Genomic DNA, 15,137 nt, shown 5'->3' on the forward strand with positions numbered 1-15,137 from the left:
CCCCACCGACCCGAGCGCCGCACCGCTCGCCCACCCCCCGCGCGTCCCGATCCCGCCCCTCCTCTCCCTGGAGCGCCCTCATGAGTCCCCTCCGCACCCCCGGCCACCGCGCCCGCAGAGGCGCCGCGCTGGCCACCGCCCTGCTGCTCGGCATCGGCGCGAGCTCGCTGACCGCTCCGACGGCCGTCGCCGCCGGCGGCGACGGAACCACCCTTCGGATGCCCGTCACCGGCAACGGCATCGACAGCCTGAACCCGTTCCTCGCCTACTTCTCCGGCAGCCTGGACGTGTTCGCCGCGATCTACCCCTCGCTCAACACGATGGACGCCGACGGCACCGCGAAGCCGTACCTGGCGGAGTCCTGGGAGACGTCCGCCGACAAGCTCACCTGGACCTTCAAGATCCGCAAGGACCTGAAGTGGAGCGACGGCAAGCCGATCACGGCGGAGGACGCCGCCTGGACGTTCAACATGATCATGACCGACCCCACGGCCGCCACCGCGAACGGCTCCCTCGTGGAGAACTTCGACTCCGTCAGCGCCCCCGACGCCGGCACCCTCGTCATCCGGACGAAGAAGCCGCAGGCCAACATGCTGACCATCAGCATCCCGGTGTCGGGCATCCCGATCGTGCCGAAGCACGTCTGGGAGCCGCAGGCGAAGAACCTCAAGGACTTCAAGAACGACAGCTACCCGATCGTCGGCTACGGTCCGTGGACCCTGACCGAACGCAAGGTCGAGCAGTACGTGAAGTTCGACGCCAACGACGACTTCGTCCTCGGCGCGCCGAAGTTCGACCACATGATCCAGCAGCAGTTCAAGAACAGCGACGCCGCCGTCGCGGCCCTGCGCTCGGGCCAGCTCGACTACCTCCGCGACCTCAACCCGACCCAGTTCAAGGCGCTGGAGGGACAGAAGGGGCTGGAGACCTTCAAGGAGGTCGGCGACCGCTGGAGCGGCATCGAGGTCAACGGCGACGCCCGCACCCGCAGCGGCAAGAAGATCGGCACGGCGCACCCCGCGCTCGGCGACGTCAAGGTCCGCACCGCGCTGGCCCTGGCCGTCGACAAGGAGACGGTGGTGAAGAAGATCCTCGGCGGCCTCGCCCGGCCCGGCGGGGGCTACCTGCCGCCGTCGCTGCCGCAGTACGAGTGGAAGCCCTCGGCCGCCGAGCGGCTCGACCACGACCTCGACCGGGCCAACGCCCTGCTGGACGACGGCGGTTACAAGAAGGGCGGCGACGGGATCCGGGTTGATCCGAAGTCGAAGCGCAAGCTGGAGTTCCGCCTCGGCATCCACTCCGACAACGACACCTACGCCAAGCTCTCCACCTACCTCACCGGCTGGTTCAAGGAGATCGGCGTGAAGACCGAGATCCAGGCGATGAGCTCGTCCAAGCTCAACGCGGACCTCGCCAAGGGCGACTGGGACATCCTGACGGACTCCTGGTCGACCGGCCCGGACCCCACGTACCTGCTCGGCATCCAGAGCTGCGGAGCGCTGCCGGACGACAAGGGCGAGGGCGGCAGCACCGACTCGTTCTTCTGCGACAAGGAGTACGACGAGCTGTTCAAGGACCAGCAGAGCGCGTTCTCCGAGTCGGAGCGGGCCGAGCTGCTGCGGCAGATGCAGTCGATCCTGTACAAGGCCAACCACAACATCCTGATCTACTACGCCGACGCGCTCGGCGTGTACCGGAGCGACAAGGTCACGGGCGTGGTCGCGGGCAAGCCGAACGCGGACGGCGCCCACCCCGCGCAGCTCGCCCTGGACACCTACCTGAACGCGGCCCCCGCCAAGGCGACGGAGAAGGCCGCGGCCGCGAGCGGGGACGGCAACGGCACGCTCATCGCCGTCGGCGCCGCCGTCGCCCTCGTCCTGGTCGCGGGCGGGGTCGTCGTGGCCCGCCGCCGTTCCGCCGACGACCGGGAGTAGGCGTGTCGGACACCATCGCCGCCGCCGGCACCCTCGACCCGCCGGCGGTGGCGCCCCCGCCCCGCCGGCGCGGATCCGGCTTCGCCCGCTACCTGGCGGGCAAGGCCGCCGCGGCCTGCGTGAGCCTGCTGGTCACCCTCGTGATCGGGTTCGTGCTGTTCAGCCTGATGCCGGCCGACCCCGTCCAGTCGCTCACCCGAGGGCGCCCCACCAGCGACGCCCAGATGGCCGAGCTGCGCCGCCAGCTCGGTCTGGACCAGTCCGTACCGGAACGTTTCCTCTCCTTCGTCGGCGACGTCCTGACCGGGAATCTCGGCACGTCGTGGGAGTTCCAGCAGCCGGTGAGCGAGCTCATCGGCGAGCGGCTCTGGCCGACGCTGCTGCTGACGGGCACCGCGACCGCGATCTCGGTGCTGCTGGGACTCTGGCTGGGCGTCAGAGCCGGTTGGCGGCAGGGCGGCAAGCTGGACCGGATCGCGTCCGCCACCTCGCTGACCCTGTGGTCGGTGCCGACGTTCTGGCTCGGCATCATCCTGCTGATCACCTTCAGCGTCGGCGTCGGCCCGCTGCCCGGGTTCCTGCCGGCCGGCGGGATGAGCGACCCCGCCGTCACCGGCGGCCTCGACCAGGTCCTCGACGTGGCGTGGCACCTGGTCCTGCCCTGCCTGACCATGGTGCTCGTCGTGTTCGCCCAGTACGTCACGGTCATGCGCTCCTCCGTCATCGACGAGCTCGGCAGCCCGTACCTGCTGACCGCGCGGGCCAAGGGGCTGCGCGACGAGCAGGTGCGGCGACGGCACGCCGTGCCCAACGCCCTGCTGCCGTCGGTCACGATGATCTTCATGCAGCTGGGCACCGTCGTCGGCGGAGCCATCACGGTGGAGACCGTCTACTCCTGGCCTGGCCTCGGGCTGCTCAGCTACCAGGCCCTCAAGGTGCCCGACCTGCCGCTGCTGCAGGGCACCTACATCGTCTTCAGCGCTTCGGTGATCCTCATGAACCTTCTGGCCGACGTGGTCTACCGCTTCCTCGACCCCCGGGTGCGTGCCCAGTGACCACACCCGCGACCGCCCCGGCGGACACCGGGCCCGCCCCGTCCGCCCCGCTCCCCTACGTCCACAAGGAGGCCGGCTTCGTCCGCTCCTTCCTGCGCGTCCCCTCAGGTGTGGCGGGCGTCGGCATCCTCGCCGTGTCCGGTCTCCTGGCCCTGCTGGCACCGCTGTTCGTGTCCGCCGACGACCTCGACGTCATCAAGGTCGACGGCCCGTCCCTGCACGGTCCGACCGACGGGTACCCGCTCGGGACCGACCAGGAGGGCCGCTCGATCCTGCTGCTGGTGGTCTGGGGAGCGCGCTCCTCGCTCGCCGTCGGGCTGCTGGCCACCGTGCTGACCGTGGTCCTCGGCAGCGCGATCGGCCTGGTCGCCGGCCACTACGGCGGCTGGACGGGAAAGGGCCTGATGCATGTCACCGACTGGTTCATCGCCCTGCCCGGCCTCCCGCTGGCCATCTCCCTGGCGGCGGTGCTCGGCCAGGGCAGCACGTCCATCACCATCGCCATCGCGGTGACCAGCTGGGCCTCCACCGCACGGCTCGTGCGCGCGCAGACCCTGTCGGTGGAGGCGAGGCCGTTCGTCGAACGGGCCAGGGCGCTCGGCGCGAGCGGCCGGCAGGTGATGGTGCGGCACGTCCTGCCGAACGTCACCCCGCTGATCCTGGTCTCCTCGACCCTGACCGTCGCCTCCGCGATCCTCTCCGAGGCCACGCTGACGTTCCTCGGGCTCGGCGACCCGACCGGGATCTCCTGGGGCTCGATGCTCAACTCGGCGCTCAACGGCGGCGCCGTGACCGCCGGCGCCTGGTGGTACCTGTACCCGCCGGGCGTCGCCATCCTGATCGTCGTCCTCGGCTTCACGCTGACCGGCCGGGCCGTCGAGACCGTACTCAACCCGAGGTCGGTGAGCGCCCGATGAGCGCCATGCTGGAGGTCGAGGACCTCACCGTCACCTACCGCACCGGCGGCCGGTCCGTCCCCGCGCTGCGCGGGGTGGACCTGACCCTGGACCGCGGTGAGACGCTCGGCCTGGCCGGCGAGTCCGGCTCGGGCAAGTCCACGCTGGCGCTCGCCCTGCTGCGGCTGCTGCCCGCCGCGGCCGAGGTCGGCGGCCGGGTGCGCTACGAGGGTGAGGACCTGCTCACCGCCCGGTGGAACCGGATGCGGGCCGTCCGCTGGGCGGAGGCGTCGGTGGTGTTCCAGGGGGCGATGAGCGCCCTCAACCCGGTGCACACCGTCGGGGACCAGCTCGTCGAGCCGATCCTGCTGCACGGCCGCAAGGCCGGCGAGGAGGGCGGCCGGATCACCGAGCGGGAGGCCCGCCGCCGGGCGGGCGAACTCCTGGAGTCGGTCGGCGTCCCGGCCGCCCGGATGCGCGGCTACCCGCACGAGTTCTCCGGCGGGCAGCGGCAGCGCATCATGATCGCCATGGCGCTGGCCTGCCGGCCGTCCCTGATCGTCGCGGACGAGCCGACGACCGCGCTCGACGTGATGGTGCAGGCCCAGATCCTCGACCTGCTCGCGGAGCGGGTCCGGGACGAGGGCATCGGGATCATCATGATCAGCCACGACCTGTCGGTCCTCGGCCAGATGTGCGACCGGCTGGCGGTGATGTACGCGGGGCAGATCGTCGAGCACGGGCCCTCGGGCCGGCTCCTGGAGGACCCGCGGCACCCGTACACGGGGGCGCTGTCCCGGGCCTTCCCCACCATCGGCGACCCCGCGTCCCGCCGGGCGCCGGCCGGCCTGCCCGGCGATCCGCCCGACCAGGCGGCGCTGGGCGCGGGGTGCTCCTTCGCGCCCCGCTGCCCGCAGGTGCACGAGGTCTGCCGCAGCCGTCCCGTCGAGCTGTGGCCCGCGGGCGACGACCGGGTCTCGGCCTGCCTGCGCACGCTGCCCGGCTTCCCCGACGTCACCCCCACGGCGAGCGAGCCGGCCACGGAAGGAGCCCGCCGATGACGACCGGCAGCACGGAGGGGGCGGCCGTGCCCGCCCTGGAGGTCCGGGACCTGCACGTCACCTACCCGGCCCGCGGCGGGCGCGGACCCGCCCGGGCCGTCGACGGGGTGAACCTGCGGCTGCACGAGGGTGAGGTGCTCGCCCTGATCGGCGAGTCCGGCTGCGGCAAGTCCACCCTGGCCAGGGCCCTGACCGGGCTGGTGAGGCCCACCTCGGGCCAGGTGCTGCGCCGGGGCGTGCCGCTGCGGTACACCGGCGCGGCGATGAAGGCGCACCGCAAGGACGTCCAGCTCGTCCTGCAGGACCCCGGCGGCGCCCTCAACCCCCGGCAGAACGTGTACGGCGCTGTCGCCGAGGGCCCCAGGCTCCACCGGATGACCGCCGGGCTCGACGAGCGGGTGCACTCGGCCCTCTCCCGTGCCGGGCTGCGGCCGCCGCAGGACTACATGTCCCGCTTCCCGCACCAGATGTCGGGCGGGCAGCAGCAGCGGGTGGTGATCGCGGGCGCCCTGGCCCTCGACCCCTCCGTGATCGTCGCGGACGAGCCGGTCGCCTCGCTCGACGCCTCCGTGCGCGGCGAGATCCTGCGGCTGCTGCTCGACCTGCGCCGCGACCTCGGGCTCTCGTCGCTGGTCGTCAGCCACGACCTGGGGCTCGCCTGGAACATCGCCGACCGGGTGGCCGTGATGTACCTCGGCCGGGTGGTGGAGGTGGGCACCGTCGAGGAGGTGCTGCTCGACCCGCAGCACCCGTACACCAAGGCGCTGCTCTCGGTGCTGCCCGAGGGCGGCGCGCGCGGCCGGCGTCCGGTGCTGCTCGCCGGCGAGCCGCCGGACCCGACCGCCGTCCCCGGCGGCTGCCGCTTCCACCCCCGCTGCCCGGCGTACGCGGCGCTGGACGCGGCGGGGCGTACTGCGGCGGGCTGCGACCGGCGGTCGCTGCCGGTCCTGGGCGACGGGGCGGGCGACGGCGCGGTGGAGGGTGCCGGCGCGGCGCAGGGCAGCGGCGCGGCGAAGGGCGGTCGGGCGGCCTGCCACCTCGTCGAGGCAACCGCGTGAACGCGTCGGTGGCCTCCCTCCGGCTCCCCGGACCGTCGGCGGGCGGCCGCCTGCTGACGGTCCGGGACGTGGAGGGCCCGGCGGAGATGGCCGCCTGCATCGCCCTCTACGAGCGGGTGATGGGCCTCAGAAGCGGCGACGGAAGCCTCAACCTCCGCCTGCTGACCGCGCTCCAGCACAACAGCGGGCTGGTGCTCGGCGCGTTCCTGGACGGTGAGCCGGTCGGCTTCACCTACAGCTTCCTCGCCCGCGGGCACGACCGGGGCCGCCAACTCCTCTACCAGTACTCCCAGTTGGCCGTCGTCGCGCGCGAGCTCCAGGGCACGGGGGTGGGGCGGCTGCTCAAGCTGGGGCAGCGGGAGCGGTGCCTGGCCGAGGGCACGACGCTGATGCGCTGGGCGTACGACCCGGTCCAGACCCGCAACGGGCACTTCAACCTGGACGTCCTCGGCGCCGTCGTGGAGACCTTCACCCCCGCGATGTACGGCACCGAGGGCTTCGGCGACGCCACCGGCGACACCACCGACCGCTTCATCGTCACCTGGCGGCTCGAAGGGGCCGCTCCCCCGCCGCCCGCCCGCCCGCTTCCGCCCCCGCCCCCGTACGGCCACCGGGTGGGGGACGTGCGGACCGCGGGCGAGGACCGGTTCGTCGTGCTGCCCGACGACTGGCAGCGCCACCGCGCCGAGGTCGGCCCCGCGGCGGCCGCCGAGGACCGGGCCCGGCTGACGGGGACGTTCACCCGGCTGCTCGCCGACCGGGTGGCCGACTCCTGTGTGCGTCTCGGGGACGGGTACGCCGCCTACCGCTTCCGCCCGACGCCCCCCACCCTTCCGTAGAACGGCCACGACGATGACCATCACCCTGAGCGAGATCGAGCTGTCCCTGGTCCGGCTCGACCTCGTGCACTCCTTCGAGACCAGCTCGCACCGCAAGACCTACCTGGAGCACATCGTCGTGCGCGCCACCGCCGAGGACGGGACGGTGGGCTGGGGCGAGTGCGCCTCCCCCAGCGACCCGTACTACTGCGGCGAGTCCACGTGGAGCTGCTGGCAGGTGCTGGGCCGGTACCTCGCGCCGATGCTGATCGGCCGGCCCTGGAACCACCCCGAGGAGGCGGCCCGGCACACGGCCAAGGTCAGCGACAACCACTTCGCGCGGGCCGGCCTCGACATGGCCTGCTGGGACCTGTACGGCCGGCGGCGCGGCGAGCCGCTCGCCGACCTGCTCGGCGCGACGGCGACCGCCGTGCCCGCCGGGGTCAGCCTCGGCATCGAACCCACCGTCGACGCGCTGCTCGCCCAGGTCGCGCGGCACGTCGAGGACGGCTACCGCCGCGTCAAGCTGAAGATCCGGCCGGGCTGGGACGTCGAGCCCGTGCGGGCCGTGCAGAGCGCGTTCCCGCACGTCGCACTCCAGGTCGACGCGAACACCGCCTACCACCCCGACCGCGGGGACCTGCCCGCCGCGCTCGACGGGCGCGGGCTGCTGATGGTCGAGCAGCCGTACGCCCCCTCCGACCTGCTCGGCCACGCCGCCTTGGCCGCCCGGTTCGAGACGCCGGTGTGCCTGGACGAGTCGGTCACCACCCCCGACGTGCTGCGCACGGCGCTGGCGCTGGGTGCCGCCGACGTCGTCAACGTCAAGGTGTCCCGGCTCGGCGGCCTCGGCCCCTCGCTGGCCGTGCACGACCTGTGCCGGGACGCGGGGGTGCCCGTGTGGTGCGGGGGGATGCACGAGTTCGGCATCGGCCGGGCCGCGAACCTGGCGCTGGCCGGGCTGCCCGGGTTCACCCTCCCCTCGGACGTCTCCGGCTCGGACAAGTACTACCGGCAGGACGTCGTCGCCCCGGCGATCCGCGCGGTGGACGGCATGGTCGCCGTCCCGCGCGGCGGGGCGGGGATCGGCGTCGAGGTCGACACCGCGCGGCTGGCCCGGCACACCCGCCGCACCTGGACCGTCCGCCCCGCCCCCGCCCGGGCGGCCGCCCCCGCCGTGGAGGACTGCCGTGTCTGACCCCGCCGAGCTGCTCGCCCTCGCCCGCACCCGCGGCGACGCCTGCCTGGAGCGCTGGGAGCGGCTGGTCGCCCTGGAGACGCCGTCCGGCGACGCCGACCTCGCCGCGGTGTTCGGCAAGGAGCTGGCCGCGGGGCTCGCCCCCACCGCGGACCGGGTGGAGCACCCGCCGGGGCCCGGGGGCGACCACCTGGTCGCGCACTGGCCGGGCCGGTCGGCGGACGCCGGACATGTGCTGCTCGTCGCCCACAGCGACACCGTCTTCCCCGCCGGTACGGTCGCCGGCCGGCCGTTCACGCTGGCGGAGGACGGCGACACCGTCACCGGGCCCGGCGTCTTCGACATGAAGGGCTCCCTGGTCGCGGTGGAGCTGGCGATGGACCTCCTGGCCCGCACGGGCGGGGCCCCGAGCCGGCCCGTGCGGCTCCTGGTGGTCAACGACGAGGAGATCGGCAGCCCGGACGGCAGCCGGCTCGTCGCCGCGCACGCGGACGGAGCCGTCGCCGTCCTCGGCCTCGAACCACCGCTGCCCGGCGGGGTGTTGAAGACGGGGCGCCGGGGGGTGGCCCGGATCCGGCTGTCCGTGAGGGGAGTCGGCGCGCACGCGGGTCTCGACGCGGCGCAGGGCGTCTCCGCGATCGACGAACTCGTCGATCAGCTGGCCGCGTTGCGTGCCGTCGCGGCCGGCCTCCCCGACGCGGCGCTCAACGTCGGCACGGTGTCGGGCGGGACCCGCGCCAACGTCGTCGCCGAGCACGCCGAGGCCGAGATCGGCCTGCGCTACGCCACGCCGGAGACGGAGCAGGCGCTGCTGGCGGCGGCGCGGGAACCCCGGGCCGTACGCCCCCGGGCCGTGCTGTCCGCGCGGACGCTGTCCCACCGGCCGGCGTGGGCGAGGGACCCGGAGAACCCGCTGGCCGCGGAACTCGTCGCGCTGGGTGGCCCGTTGGGCCTCGACCTGTCGTGCGGGACGTCGGGGGGCGCGGGCGACACCAACCTCACCGGGGCGCTCGGCATCCCCACCGTCGACGGCCTGGGGCCGGACGGGGCGGGGGCGCACAGCGAGGACGAGTGGGCCTCGCTGTCGTCCCTGCTGACACGGGGGGCGCTGCTGGCGTCGTACCTGAGCCGCGACTGAACGGCGCGGGTCGCTCTCCGGTCCGGTACGCCCGCGCGTGCGCGGGCCGTCGCGCGAGCGCGTGCCCGCGCCGGCCGGAAAGGGCACGCGGACCGCACCTACCGGCACATGTGAGCCCGTTGACACCCGGTCGCCCATCGACAACGCACTCTTCTCCTTTGTTCGCCCGCCACCCCCGAGGACCCCGATGACCCTCCCCGACCGTCTCCCCTCCGGCGGGCTCACCCGCCCCGCCGCCCTGCAGCCAGGTGACCGGGTGGCCGTGATCGCCGCCAGCGGCCCCGTCGACCAGCCCAACCTGGAGGTCGGCCTGCAATCCCTGCGGGGCCTCGGCCTGCGGCCCGAGGTGTTCGCCTCCGCCCGGACCGGGGGCGACTACCTGGCCGGCAGCGACCGGTTGCGTGCCGACGACCTGACCGCCGCCCTGACCGACCCCGCCTTCACCGCCGTGTTCTGCGCGGCGGGCGGGTACGGGGCCCAGCGCACCCTGGAGCTGGTCGACTGGACGCGCATGGGCACCCCCACGCCCCGGGCCGTCATCGGGTTCTCCGACGTGACCGCGATCCTGGAGGCCGTCGCGGTGCGCCTCGGCTGGGTCGGGTTCTTCGGTCCGATGCCCGGCGGCGGGGGATTTCGTCCCGGGAGGGCCGACTTCGACGCGCTGGCCGCGCTGCTCACCGATCCCGCGTCGGTGAAGGAGCTCCGGTTCCCCGCGTCCCGCGCGCTGGCCGGCGGCGTCGCCGAGGGCGTCACGCTCGGCGGCACGCTCAGCCTCCTGGCCAGTTCGGCGGGCACCGCGACCTCCCTGCCCGCCGCGGGCGGCATCCTGCTGATCGAGGACGTGGAGGAGGAGCCCTACCGCCTCGACCGCCTCCTCACCCAGCTGCGCCGCAGCGGCTACCTGGCCGACGCGGCCGGGATCGTCTGCGGCACGTTCACCGACTGCGGCCCCCGCGAACGCGTCGAGGAGCTGCTCCACGACCGGCTCTCCGACCTCGGCGTCCCCGTCCTGCTCCGCGCGGACATCGGCCACGGCGTGCACCAGCAGACCTTCCCCGTCGGCCTCCCCGCCCGGCTCGACGCCGACGCGGGCACCCTCACGTTCGCCGTCCCCGCGCTCGTCTGACCCGTTCCCGCGCTCGCCCGACCCGTCCCCGCGGGCATCCGACCCGTCCCCGCGGGCGCTCGCGTCACGGCAGCGTGAGCACCCGCGGGCCGTCCTCGGTGATCGCGACGGTGTGCTCGACGTGGGCGGCGCGGCTGCCGTCGGTGGTGCGGAGGGTCCAGCCGTCGGGGTCGGTGCGGTAGTCGTTGCGGCCGCCGGCCATGAGCATCGGCTCGATGGCGAGGGTGAGGCCGTGGCGCAGGGGATAACCGCGCCCGGGGCGGCCGAAGTTGGGGACGTGCGGGTCCTCGTGCATCTGGCGGCCGATCCCGTGCCCGCCGAAGTCGGCGGGCATCCCGCAGCGGGCCTCGCGGGCGACGGTGCTGATCGCGTGCGAGATGTCCCCCATCCGGTGGCCGACGACCGCCGCGGCGATCCCCGCGTCCAGCGCGCGATGCGTGGCGGCGATGAGCTCCTCGTCGCCCGGCCTCGGCGTGCCCACGACGAAGCTGATCGCCGCGTCCCCGGTCCACCCGTCGAGCTTCGCCCCGCAGTCGACGCTCACCAGGTCGCCGTCCCGCAGCCGCTGTCCGCCCGGGATCCCGTGCACCACCGCGTCGTTCACCGACGCGCAGATCACCGCGGGGAACGGCGTCGGCGCGAACGACGGCCGGTACCCGAGGAACGGCGAACCCGCCCCCGCCGCCTCCAGCACCTCCCGCGCCGCCTCGTCCAACTCCCGCAGCCTCACCCCCACCCCCGCGGCCTCCCGCGCCGCGGCCAACGCGTTCGCCACCACCCTCCCGGCCTCCCGCATCGCCTCCATCGCGGCATCCGTCTTGATCTCCACCATCCACACCACATCCTCCCGCGAGGGCACACCGAAGCACCGCCCACCCAATACCTATACCGGTATGAGTATCACGGCCGCCCGCCTACGCGCACATCCGAGGGGGTGCGGGCGGATGCGGCGGCCGCACGCCGGTTCGGCGTTCGCCGCGCCGCCGCGAGGTACGCGAACGCCTGGCGTACGCCGAGGGCCGGGGCGTGCCGGTCGGGAGGGCGCTCGTCCGCTTCGACGTGTCCTAGCCGTACGGGTTCAGGGCGCGGAAGCGGACGGTGCGGGTGCGGCGGTCGAACCACAGACGGGTGGAGGAGCCGTCGGCGTCGCGGTCGAGGGTGTCCGAGCGGACCCAGTGGGGGTCGTCCGGGCCCTCGCCGCGGAGCGGTTCCTCGAACCAGGAGGGGAAGTCGTCGGCCGGGGCCCCGGAGACGAAGGTGTGGGCGGCGGCCAGTTCCGCGAGGGTGCCCGGGGCCAGGCGGGCGAAGCCCGAGATCGCCAGTTCCGGGGACGGCAGGTCCCGTTCGTCGTCCCGGCTGCTGACCCATCGGGCGTCGGCGAGCGGGCCGAGGGCGGGGAACGCCTGCTCCAGCGGTTCGGTGTCGGTGCACCAGCGCCTCTCGGGGCCGTTCGACTCCTGGCCCAGTGCCCCGCAGACGGGCAGGACCGCGAGCCCGGCGGCGATGCCGAGCAGTTCGCGTCGTTTCACCGCGGACCCCCTCGCGTCTGGCGTCGGGGCACCTTGTCGGGCTGTCACAGGAGGTCGAGGAGCGCGTCCAGCGGGGCCGGGACCTCGTCGGGGCGCAGCTCCTCGACGAGGAGGCGACCGTAGCGGATCTTGCGGCCCTTCTTCGTGCCGAAGAACCTCCGCAGGACCGCCTCGCGGGGGCGGCCGGCGTGGGCGGGCTGGTGCAGGAGGGTCTGCCAGGGGCGCAGGTCGCCCGCGCGGCGGACGACGTCCTCGATCCGCGCGACGCCGAGCGCGCGGACGAGCTCGTCCTCCAGGTCCGCGGCGCATACGAAGACGTCCTCCTCCGCGGCCCCCGCGCGCCCGAACCCCCGCTCGTAGAAGCCCCGTTCGCGCTCGTCGCACAGCCCCACGAGCCGCAGGCCCGCCCCGCCGGGCCCCAGCCGCTCGGCGTAGCGCCCGACGTTCATCGCCCCGCCCATCGACACCACCGCCACCCCCTCCCCCGCCAGGTCCCGCCCCCGCATCCGCGCCAGCGCGTCCACCGCCGCGAGATCGCTCAGCCCCTCGACCAGCACCACCGTCCGCACCCCCCACTCCCCGGGCCGCCCCCGCCCCTCCCCGGCCACCCACTCCCGCACCGCGTCCCCGAACACACCCGTCTCCACCATGCACCGAGTGTGCCCGTCCCCCCTCCCCTACGGCCCGCCGTTTTCCGGCACACACAGCGGGCCCCGACCCTTCCTGCGCCGCGGGGCCGGCCGCCATCCCCGCGCCACCCCCGACCTGCTCGAGCACCTCCTCGCGGCCCCGGACCCGCAGGTCGCCGAGGAGGCCGCGGCGCACCCCGCGCTGCCGCCGTCGCGGAGGGACGACCTGCTCACCGCGGCCGGGCTCTGACGACGGCGGACCGCCGTCAGCCCGGTCGCACGCTCAGCTGGCGCCCCAGCTCGCGGAAGCCGAGGGCGAGGGCGACGCGGCGAGAGGCGGGCGGGACCGCGCGCCACTGCGGGAGGAGGCCCGCCGCGAGCGCGTGGGCGACCGCCGCGGAGGCGACGAGGCGGGCGAGGCCGCGGCCGCGGACGTCCGGGTGGACGAGCACGCAGAGGTGCGCCGTCGACGCGGGCCAGGCCTCGTGACCGGCGACGGCGACGACCCGCCCGCTGTCGTCGCGCGTCACGAAGAGGGGCGAGGTGACCTCGTCGATCGCGCTCTCGGCCGCGTCGCCGGGACCGACCGCGTCGAGCAGCGCGGCGACGTCCGGGTGCGCCGCCGGAAGGCGCTCCACCCCGCCCGCGACCGGCGCGAAGGCGTCGCCGTCCACGTACGCGAGCGCGGCCGGCCCCAGCACCCCGGCGTGCGGCAGGTCCCCGAGCCGCGCGAGGACGGGGCCGCCCGCCACCGCGCGCCGTACGACGTCCGCCACCCTCTCGTCCGGCGCGGTGACGAGCGTCCCCCCGCCGAGCGTCACCGCCCCCACCCAGCCGGGCGGACACAACCCCGAGCCGGGAGCCACCACGACCCGCACCCCCTCGGCGGGGAACCGCTCCCCGGCCACCGCCCCCCACAACGCCCGCGCACGCGCCGCCACTTCGCACATGCCCCGATCATGCGGGGCGGGGGGAGGTCCGGCAACGAGGTTCGCCGCGCGCCCGCCCCCTCGCTCCCCGCCCCTGACCCGCACGTCAGGGATTACCTTCTGCGCGCCCGATCCCCGACCCCACCCGGAGCGCCCCGTGCCCACGACCCGCCGCGTCCACCTGACCGCCGCCCCCGCCGGCCTCCCCGAGCCCGCCCACTTCACCGTCACCGAGGCCGGCCTCCCCGCCCCCACCCCCACCCAGGTCGTCGTCCGCAACCGGTACTTCCTCGTCTTCCCCGGCCTGCGCACCCTGATCGGCGGCGAGGTCGACGGCCTGCCGCTCCCCGCCCTGCACCCCGGCGACGCCCTGTTCGGCCCGGCCGTCGGCGAGGTGATCGCGGCCGGCGACGCGACCGGCCTGCGGGTGGGCGACACCGTGACCCACCTGGACGGCTGGCGCGAGCACGCCGTGGTCGAGGAGGCGTCGTGCACGCCCCTGGGCGACGCCGACACCGTCGCCGCCCTCTCCCCCGGCGAGGCCGCGTACGGCGCGGCGACCCGGCTCGCCCGCGTCCGGGACGGCGACACCGTCCTCGTCACCGGCGCGGCGGGCGCGGTCGGCACGCTCGCCGGGCAGATCGCCCGCCTCCTCGGCGCGGGCCGGGTGCTCGGTACGACCCGCACGCACGCGAAGGCGCGACGGCTGACCGGCGAGCTGGGCTACGACGCGGTCGCCGTCCGCGAGGGCGACGCCACCGTGGCCGAGCAGCTGACCGCCGCCGCCCCCGACGGCATCGACGCCGTCGTCGACCTGGTCGGCGGCGACGACCTCGCCGCCGCGCTGACCCTGGCCCGCCACGGCGCCCGCGTCGCGCTGGTCGGCGCCCTGTCCGGCCAGATGTCGCCCACGCGCCGTGGCGGCAGCGCACCCGTCGCGATCGACACGTTCCGCCTCATCGCCAAGGGCATCTCGCTGCAGGGCTACACCGGCCGGGACCACCCCGACGTCGCGAAGGAGTGGCCGGACCGCTTCGGCGCGTGGCTGCGCGACGGCGCGATCACGTTCCCGCGCACGTCCGCATCCCGGGCATCGCCCGCGCCCCGCAGGCGTTGCACGACATGATGGCGGGGAAGCACTTCGGCGCTGTGTTCGTGGAGCTGTAGCAGGGGGCGGCCCGTCCGCGCCGGGGCCCGAGGGGGCCGAGGGGGCCGTCGGGCCCCCGAAGGGGGAGCACGCCATGCGCATCGGCGACGCGGCCGCCGCCGCCCGCACCACCCCCCGCGCCCTGCGCTTCTACGAGCAGCGCGGCCTCCTCCCGCCGCCCGCCCGCACCCCCGCGGGCCACCGCGAGTACACCCCGGCCGACGTCGAGCGCGTCCGCGTCATCCGCGACCTGCTCGCCCTCGGCCTCACCGTCGAGGACCTGCGGGCCATCGCCGACCGCCTCCACCTGCTCGCGCTGGACCCGCCCCCGCGCTGCGGCTCCGCACCCCCCGGCGGCAACCGCGGCAGCGACGTCATCACCCACCGCCTCGCCGCGCTGGACGCCGAGATCACCCGCCTCTCCGCGCTCCGCGAGCGGCTGGCCCGCCACACGTCCGGCGACCGGGACGAGCCCACCCTGTGAGGCATGACACGAAACGGACAATAAGCGCCCAAGAGGTGTCAGAGTGAGCCACAGGTGCACTCGGGTGTCGTGAGCGACCGCGTGCGGTCACCGGAGTCGACGACTCCACCGCGCCCTCGCACCCGCCCGCCACCT

Annotated in this window: 15 protein-coding genes and 1 pseudogene; 12 read left to right on the forward strand and 4 right to left on the reverse strand. The window is 75.0% G+C overall.

Going from position 1 to position 15,137, the window contains the following annotated elements; genetic code table 11:
* Window positions 1-80 precede the first annotated feature (80 nt).
* The 9 genes from ACFWEG_RS07395 (at window position 81) to ACFWEG_RS07435 (ending at window position 10,284) form a co-directional block, all read left to right on the forward strand.
* Complete coding sequence (locus tag ACFWEG_RS07395; protein ID WP_387210212.1) at window positions 81-1,934, forward strand: ABC transporter substrate-binding protein; 1,854 nt, start codon at window positions 81-83, stop codon at window positions 1,932-1,934.
* Between the two features lie 2 nt (window positions 1,935-1,936).
* A complete protein-coding gene (locus ACFWEG_RS07400; protein ID WP_387210214.1) occupies window positions 1,937-2,989 on the forward strand; it encodes an ABC transporter permease in 1,053 nt (350 codons plus the stop codon).
* Complete coding sequence (locus tag ACFWEG_RS07405) at window positions 2,986-3,906, forward strand: ABC transporter permease (RefSeq protein WP_387210216.1); 921 nt, start codon at window positions 2,986-2,988, stop codon at window positions 3,904-3,906. The genes ACFWEG_RS07400 and ACFWEG_RS07405 overlap by 4 nt, the downstream gene beginning before the upstream one ends.
* Window positions 3,903-4,946, forward strand: coding sequence for an ABC transporter ATP-binding protein (locus tag ACFWEG_RS07410; protein ID WP_387210218.1), 1,044 nt, complete (start codon window positions 3,903-3,905; stop codon window positions 4,944-4,946). The genes ACFWEG_RS07405 and ACFWEG_RS07410 overlap by 4 nt, the downstream gene beginning before the upstream one ends.
* Window positions 4,943-6,004: an ABC transporter ATP-binding protein gene (locus ACFWEG_RS07415; RefSeq protein ID WP_387210220.1), complete on the forward strand. Its 1,062-nt coding sequence runs from the start codon at window positions 4,943-4,945 to the stop codon at window positions 6,002-6,004. The genes ACFWEG_RS07410 and ACFWEG_RS07415 overlap by 4 nt, the downstream gene beginning before the upstream one ends.
* Window positions 6,001-6,843 carry a hypothetical protein gene (locus tag ACFWEG_RS07420; RefSeq protein ID WP_387210222.1) on the forward strand — a complete coding sequence of 281 codons (843 nt, stop codon included), beginning with the start codon at window positions 6,001-6,003 and terminating at the stop codon, window positions 6,841-6,843. Before ACFWEG_RS07415 ends, ACFWEG_RS07420 begins: the two co-directional genes overlap by 4 nt.
* A 13-nt stretch (window positions 6,844-6,856) precedes the next feature.
* Window positions 6,857-8,020 (forward strand): o-succinylbenzoate synthase, encoded by a 1,164-nt coding sequence (gene menC, locus ACFWEG_RS07425; RefSeq protein WP_387210224.1) that lies wholly within the window; start codon window positions 6,857-6,859, stop codon window positions 8,018-8,020.
* The gene (locus ACFWEG_RS07430; RefSeq protein WP_387210226.1) at window positions 8,013-9,158 is read left to right on the forward strand and encodes a M20/M25/M40 family metallo-hydrolase; all 1,146 of its coding nucleotides are present in this window, start codon (window positions 8,013-8,015) and stop codon (window positions 9,156-9,158) included. The genes menC and ACFWEG_RS07430 overlap by 8 nt, the downstream gene beginning before the upstream one ends.
* Before the next feature lie 187 nt (window positions 9,159-9,345).
* Window positions 9,346-10,284, forward strand: coding sequence for an LD-carboxypeptidase (locus tag ACFWEG_RS07435; protein WP_387210228.1), 939 nt, complete (start codon window positions 9,346-9,348; stop codon window positions 10,282-10,284).
* Window positions 10,285-10,348: 64 nt separating this feature from the next.
* Here ACFWEG_RS07435 and map read toward each other — a convergent pair whose 3' ends face one another.
* From map to ACFWEG_RS07450, 3 genes are all read right to left on the reverse strand, one after another.
* Window positions 10,349-11,116 (reverse strand): type I methionyl aminopeptidase, encoded by a 768-nt coding sequence (gene map / locus ACFWEG_RS07440; protein WP_387210230.1) that lies wholly within the window; start codon window positions 11,114-11,116, stop codon window positions 10,349-10,351.
* A gap of 232 nt (window positions 11,117-11,348) precedes the next feature.
* Window positions 11,349-11,813 (reverse strand): hypothetical protein, encoded by a 465-nt coding sequence (locus ACFWEG_RS07445; RefSeq protein ID WP_387210232.1) that lies wholly within the window; start codon window positions 11,811-11,813, stop codon window positions 11,349-11,351.
* 44 nt (window positions 11,814-11,857) lie between these two features.
* Window positions 11,858-12,463 (reverse strand): TOPRIM nucleotidyl transferase/hydrolase domain-containing protein, encoded by a 606-nt coding sequence (locus ACFWEG_RS07450; RefSeq protein WP_387210235.1) that lies wholly within the window; start codon window positions 12,461-12,463, stop codon window positions 11,858-11,860.
* Between the two features lie 7 nt (window positions 12,464-12,470).
* Here ACFWEG_RS07450 and ACFWEG_RS07455 point away from each other — a divergent pair, with 7 nt between their 5' ends.
* Complete coding sequence (locus tag ACFWEG_RS07455) at window positions 12,471-12,692, forward strand: hypothetical protein (protein ID WP_387210237.1); 222 nt, start codon at window positions 12,471-12,473, stop codon at window positions 12,690-12,692.
* 16 nt (window positions 12,693-12,708) lie between these two features.
* On the opposite strand, the gene ACFWEG_RS07460 is transcribed toward ACFWEG_RS07455, so the two are convergent.
* Entirely contained in the window at window positions 12,709-13,392 is a 684-nt protein-coding gene (locus ACFWEG_RS07460; protein ID WP_387210239.1) for a GNAT family N-acetyltransferase, read from the reverse strand.
* Window positions 13,393-13,528: 136 nt separating this feature from the next.
* Between ACFWEG_RS07460 and ACFWEG_RS07465 the strand changes: the two are divergent.
* A pseudogene (locus tag ACFWEG_RS07465) lies at window positions 13,529-14,538 on the forward strand (MDR family NADP-dependent oxidoreductase).
* 74 nt (window positions 14,539-14,612) lie between these two features.
* Window positions 14,613-15,002 (forward strand): MerR family transcriptional regulator, encoded by a 390-nt coding sequence (locus ACFWEG_RS07470; RefSeq protein WP_387210241.1) that lies wholly within the window; start codon window positions 14,613-14,615, stop codon window positions 15,000-15,002.
* Window positions 15,003-15,137 lie beyond the last annotated feature (135 nt).

This window comes from Streptomyces sp. NPDC060194, assembly GCF_042728285.1.
Taxonomy (GTDB): Bacteria; Actinomycetota; Actinomycetes; order Streptomycetales; family Streptomycetaceae; genus Streptomyces.

What these genes read in the sequence shown, in the direction of transcription:
- ACFWEG_RS07415 (WP_387210220.1), top strand. Translation starts at nt 4,943, where the DNA reads ATGACGACCGGCAGCACGGAGGGGGCGGCCGTGCCCGCCCTGGAGGTC.
- menC (WP_387210224.1), top strand. Translation starts at nt 6,857, where the DNA reads ATGACCATCACCCTGAGCGAGATCGAGCTGTCCCTGGTCCGGCTCGAC.
- ACFWEG_RS07450 (WP_387210235.1), bottom strand. Translation starts at nt 12,463, where the DNA reads ATGGTGGAGACGGGTGTGTTCGGGGACGCGGTGCGGGAGTGGGTGGCC.
- ACFWEG_RS07395 (WP_387210212.1), top strand. Translation starts at nt 81, where the DNA reads ATGAGTCCCCTCCGCACCCCCGGCCACCGCGCCCGCAGAGGCGCCGCG.
- ACFWEG_RS07435 (WP_387210228.1), top strand. Translation starts at nt 9,346, where the DNA reads ATGACCCTCCCCGACCGTCTCCCCTCCGGCGGGCTCACCCGCCCCGCC.
- ACFWEG_RS07460 (WP_387210239.1), bottom strand. Translation starts at nt 13,392, where the DNA reads ATGTGCGAAGTGGCGGCGCGTGCGCGGGCGTTGTGGGGGGCGGTGGCC.
- ACFWEG_RS07470 (WP_387210241.1), top strand. Translation starts at nt 14,613, where the DNA reads ATGCGCATCGGCGACGCGGCCGCCGCCGCCCGCACCACCCCCCGCGCC.
- ACFWEG_RS07410 (WP_387210218.1), top strand. Translation starts at nt 3,903, where the DNA reads ATGAGCGCCATGCTGGAGGTCGAGGACCTCACCGTCACCTACCGCACC.
- map (WP_387210230.1), bottom strand. Translation starts at nt 11,116, where the DNA reads ATGGTGGAGATCAAGACGGATGCCGCGATGGAGGCGATGCGGGAGGCC.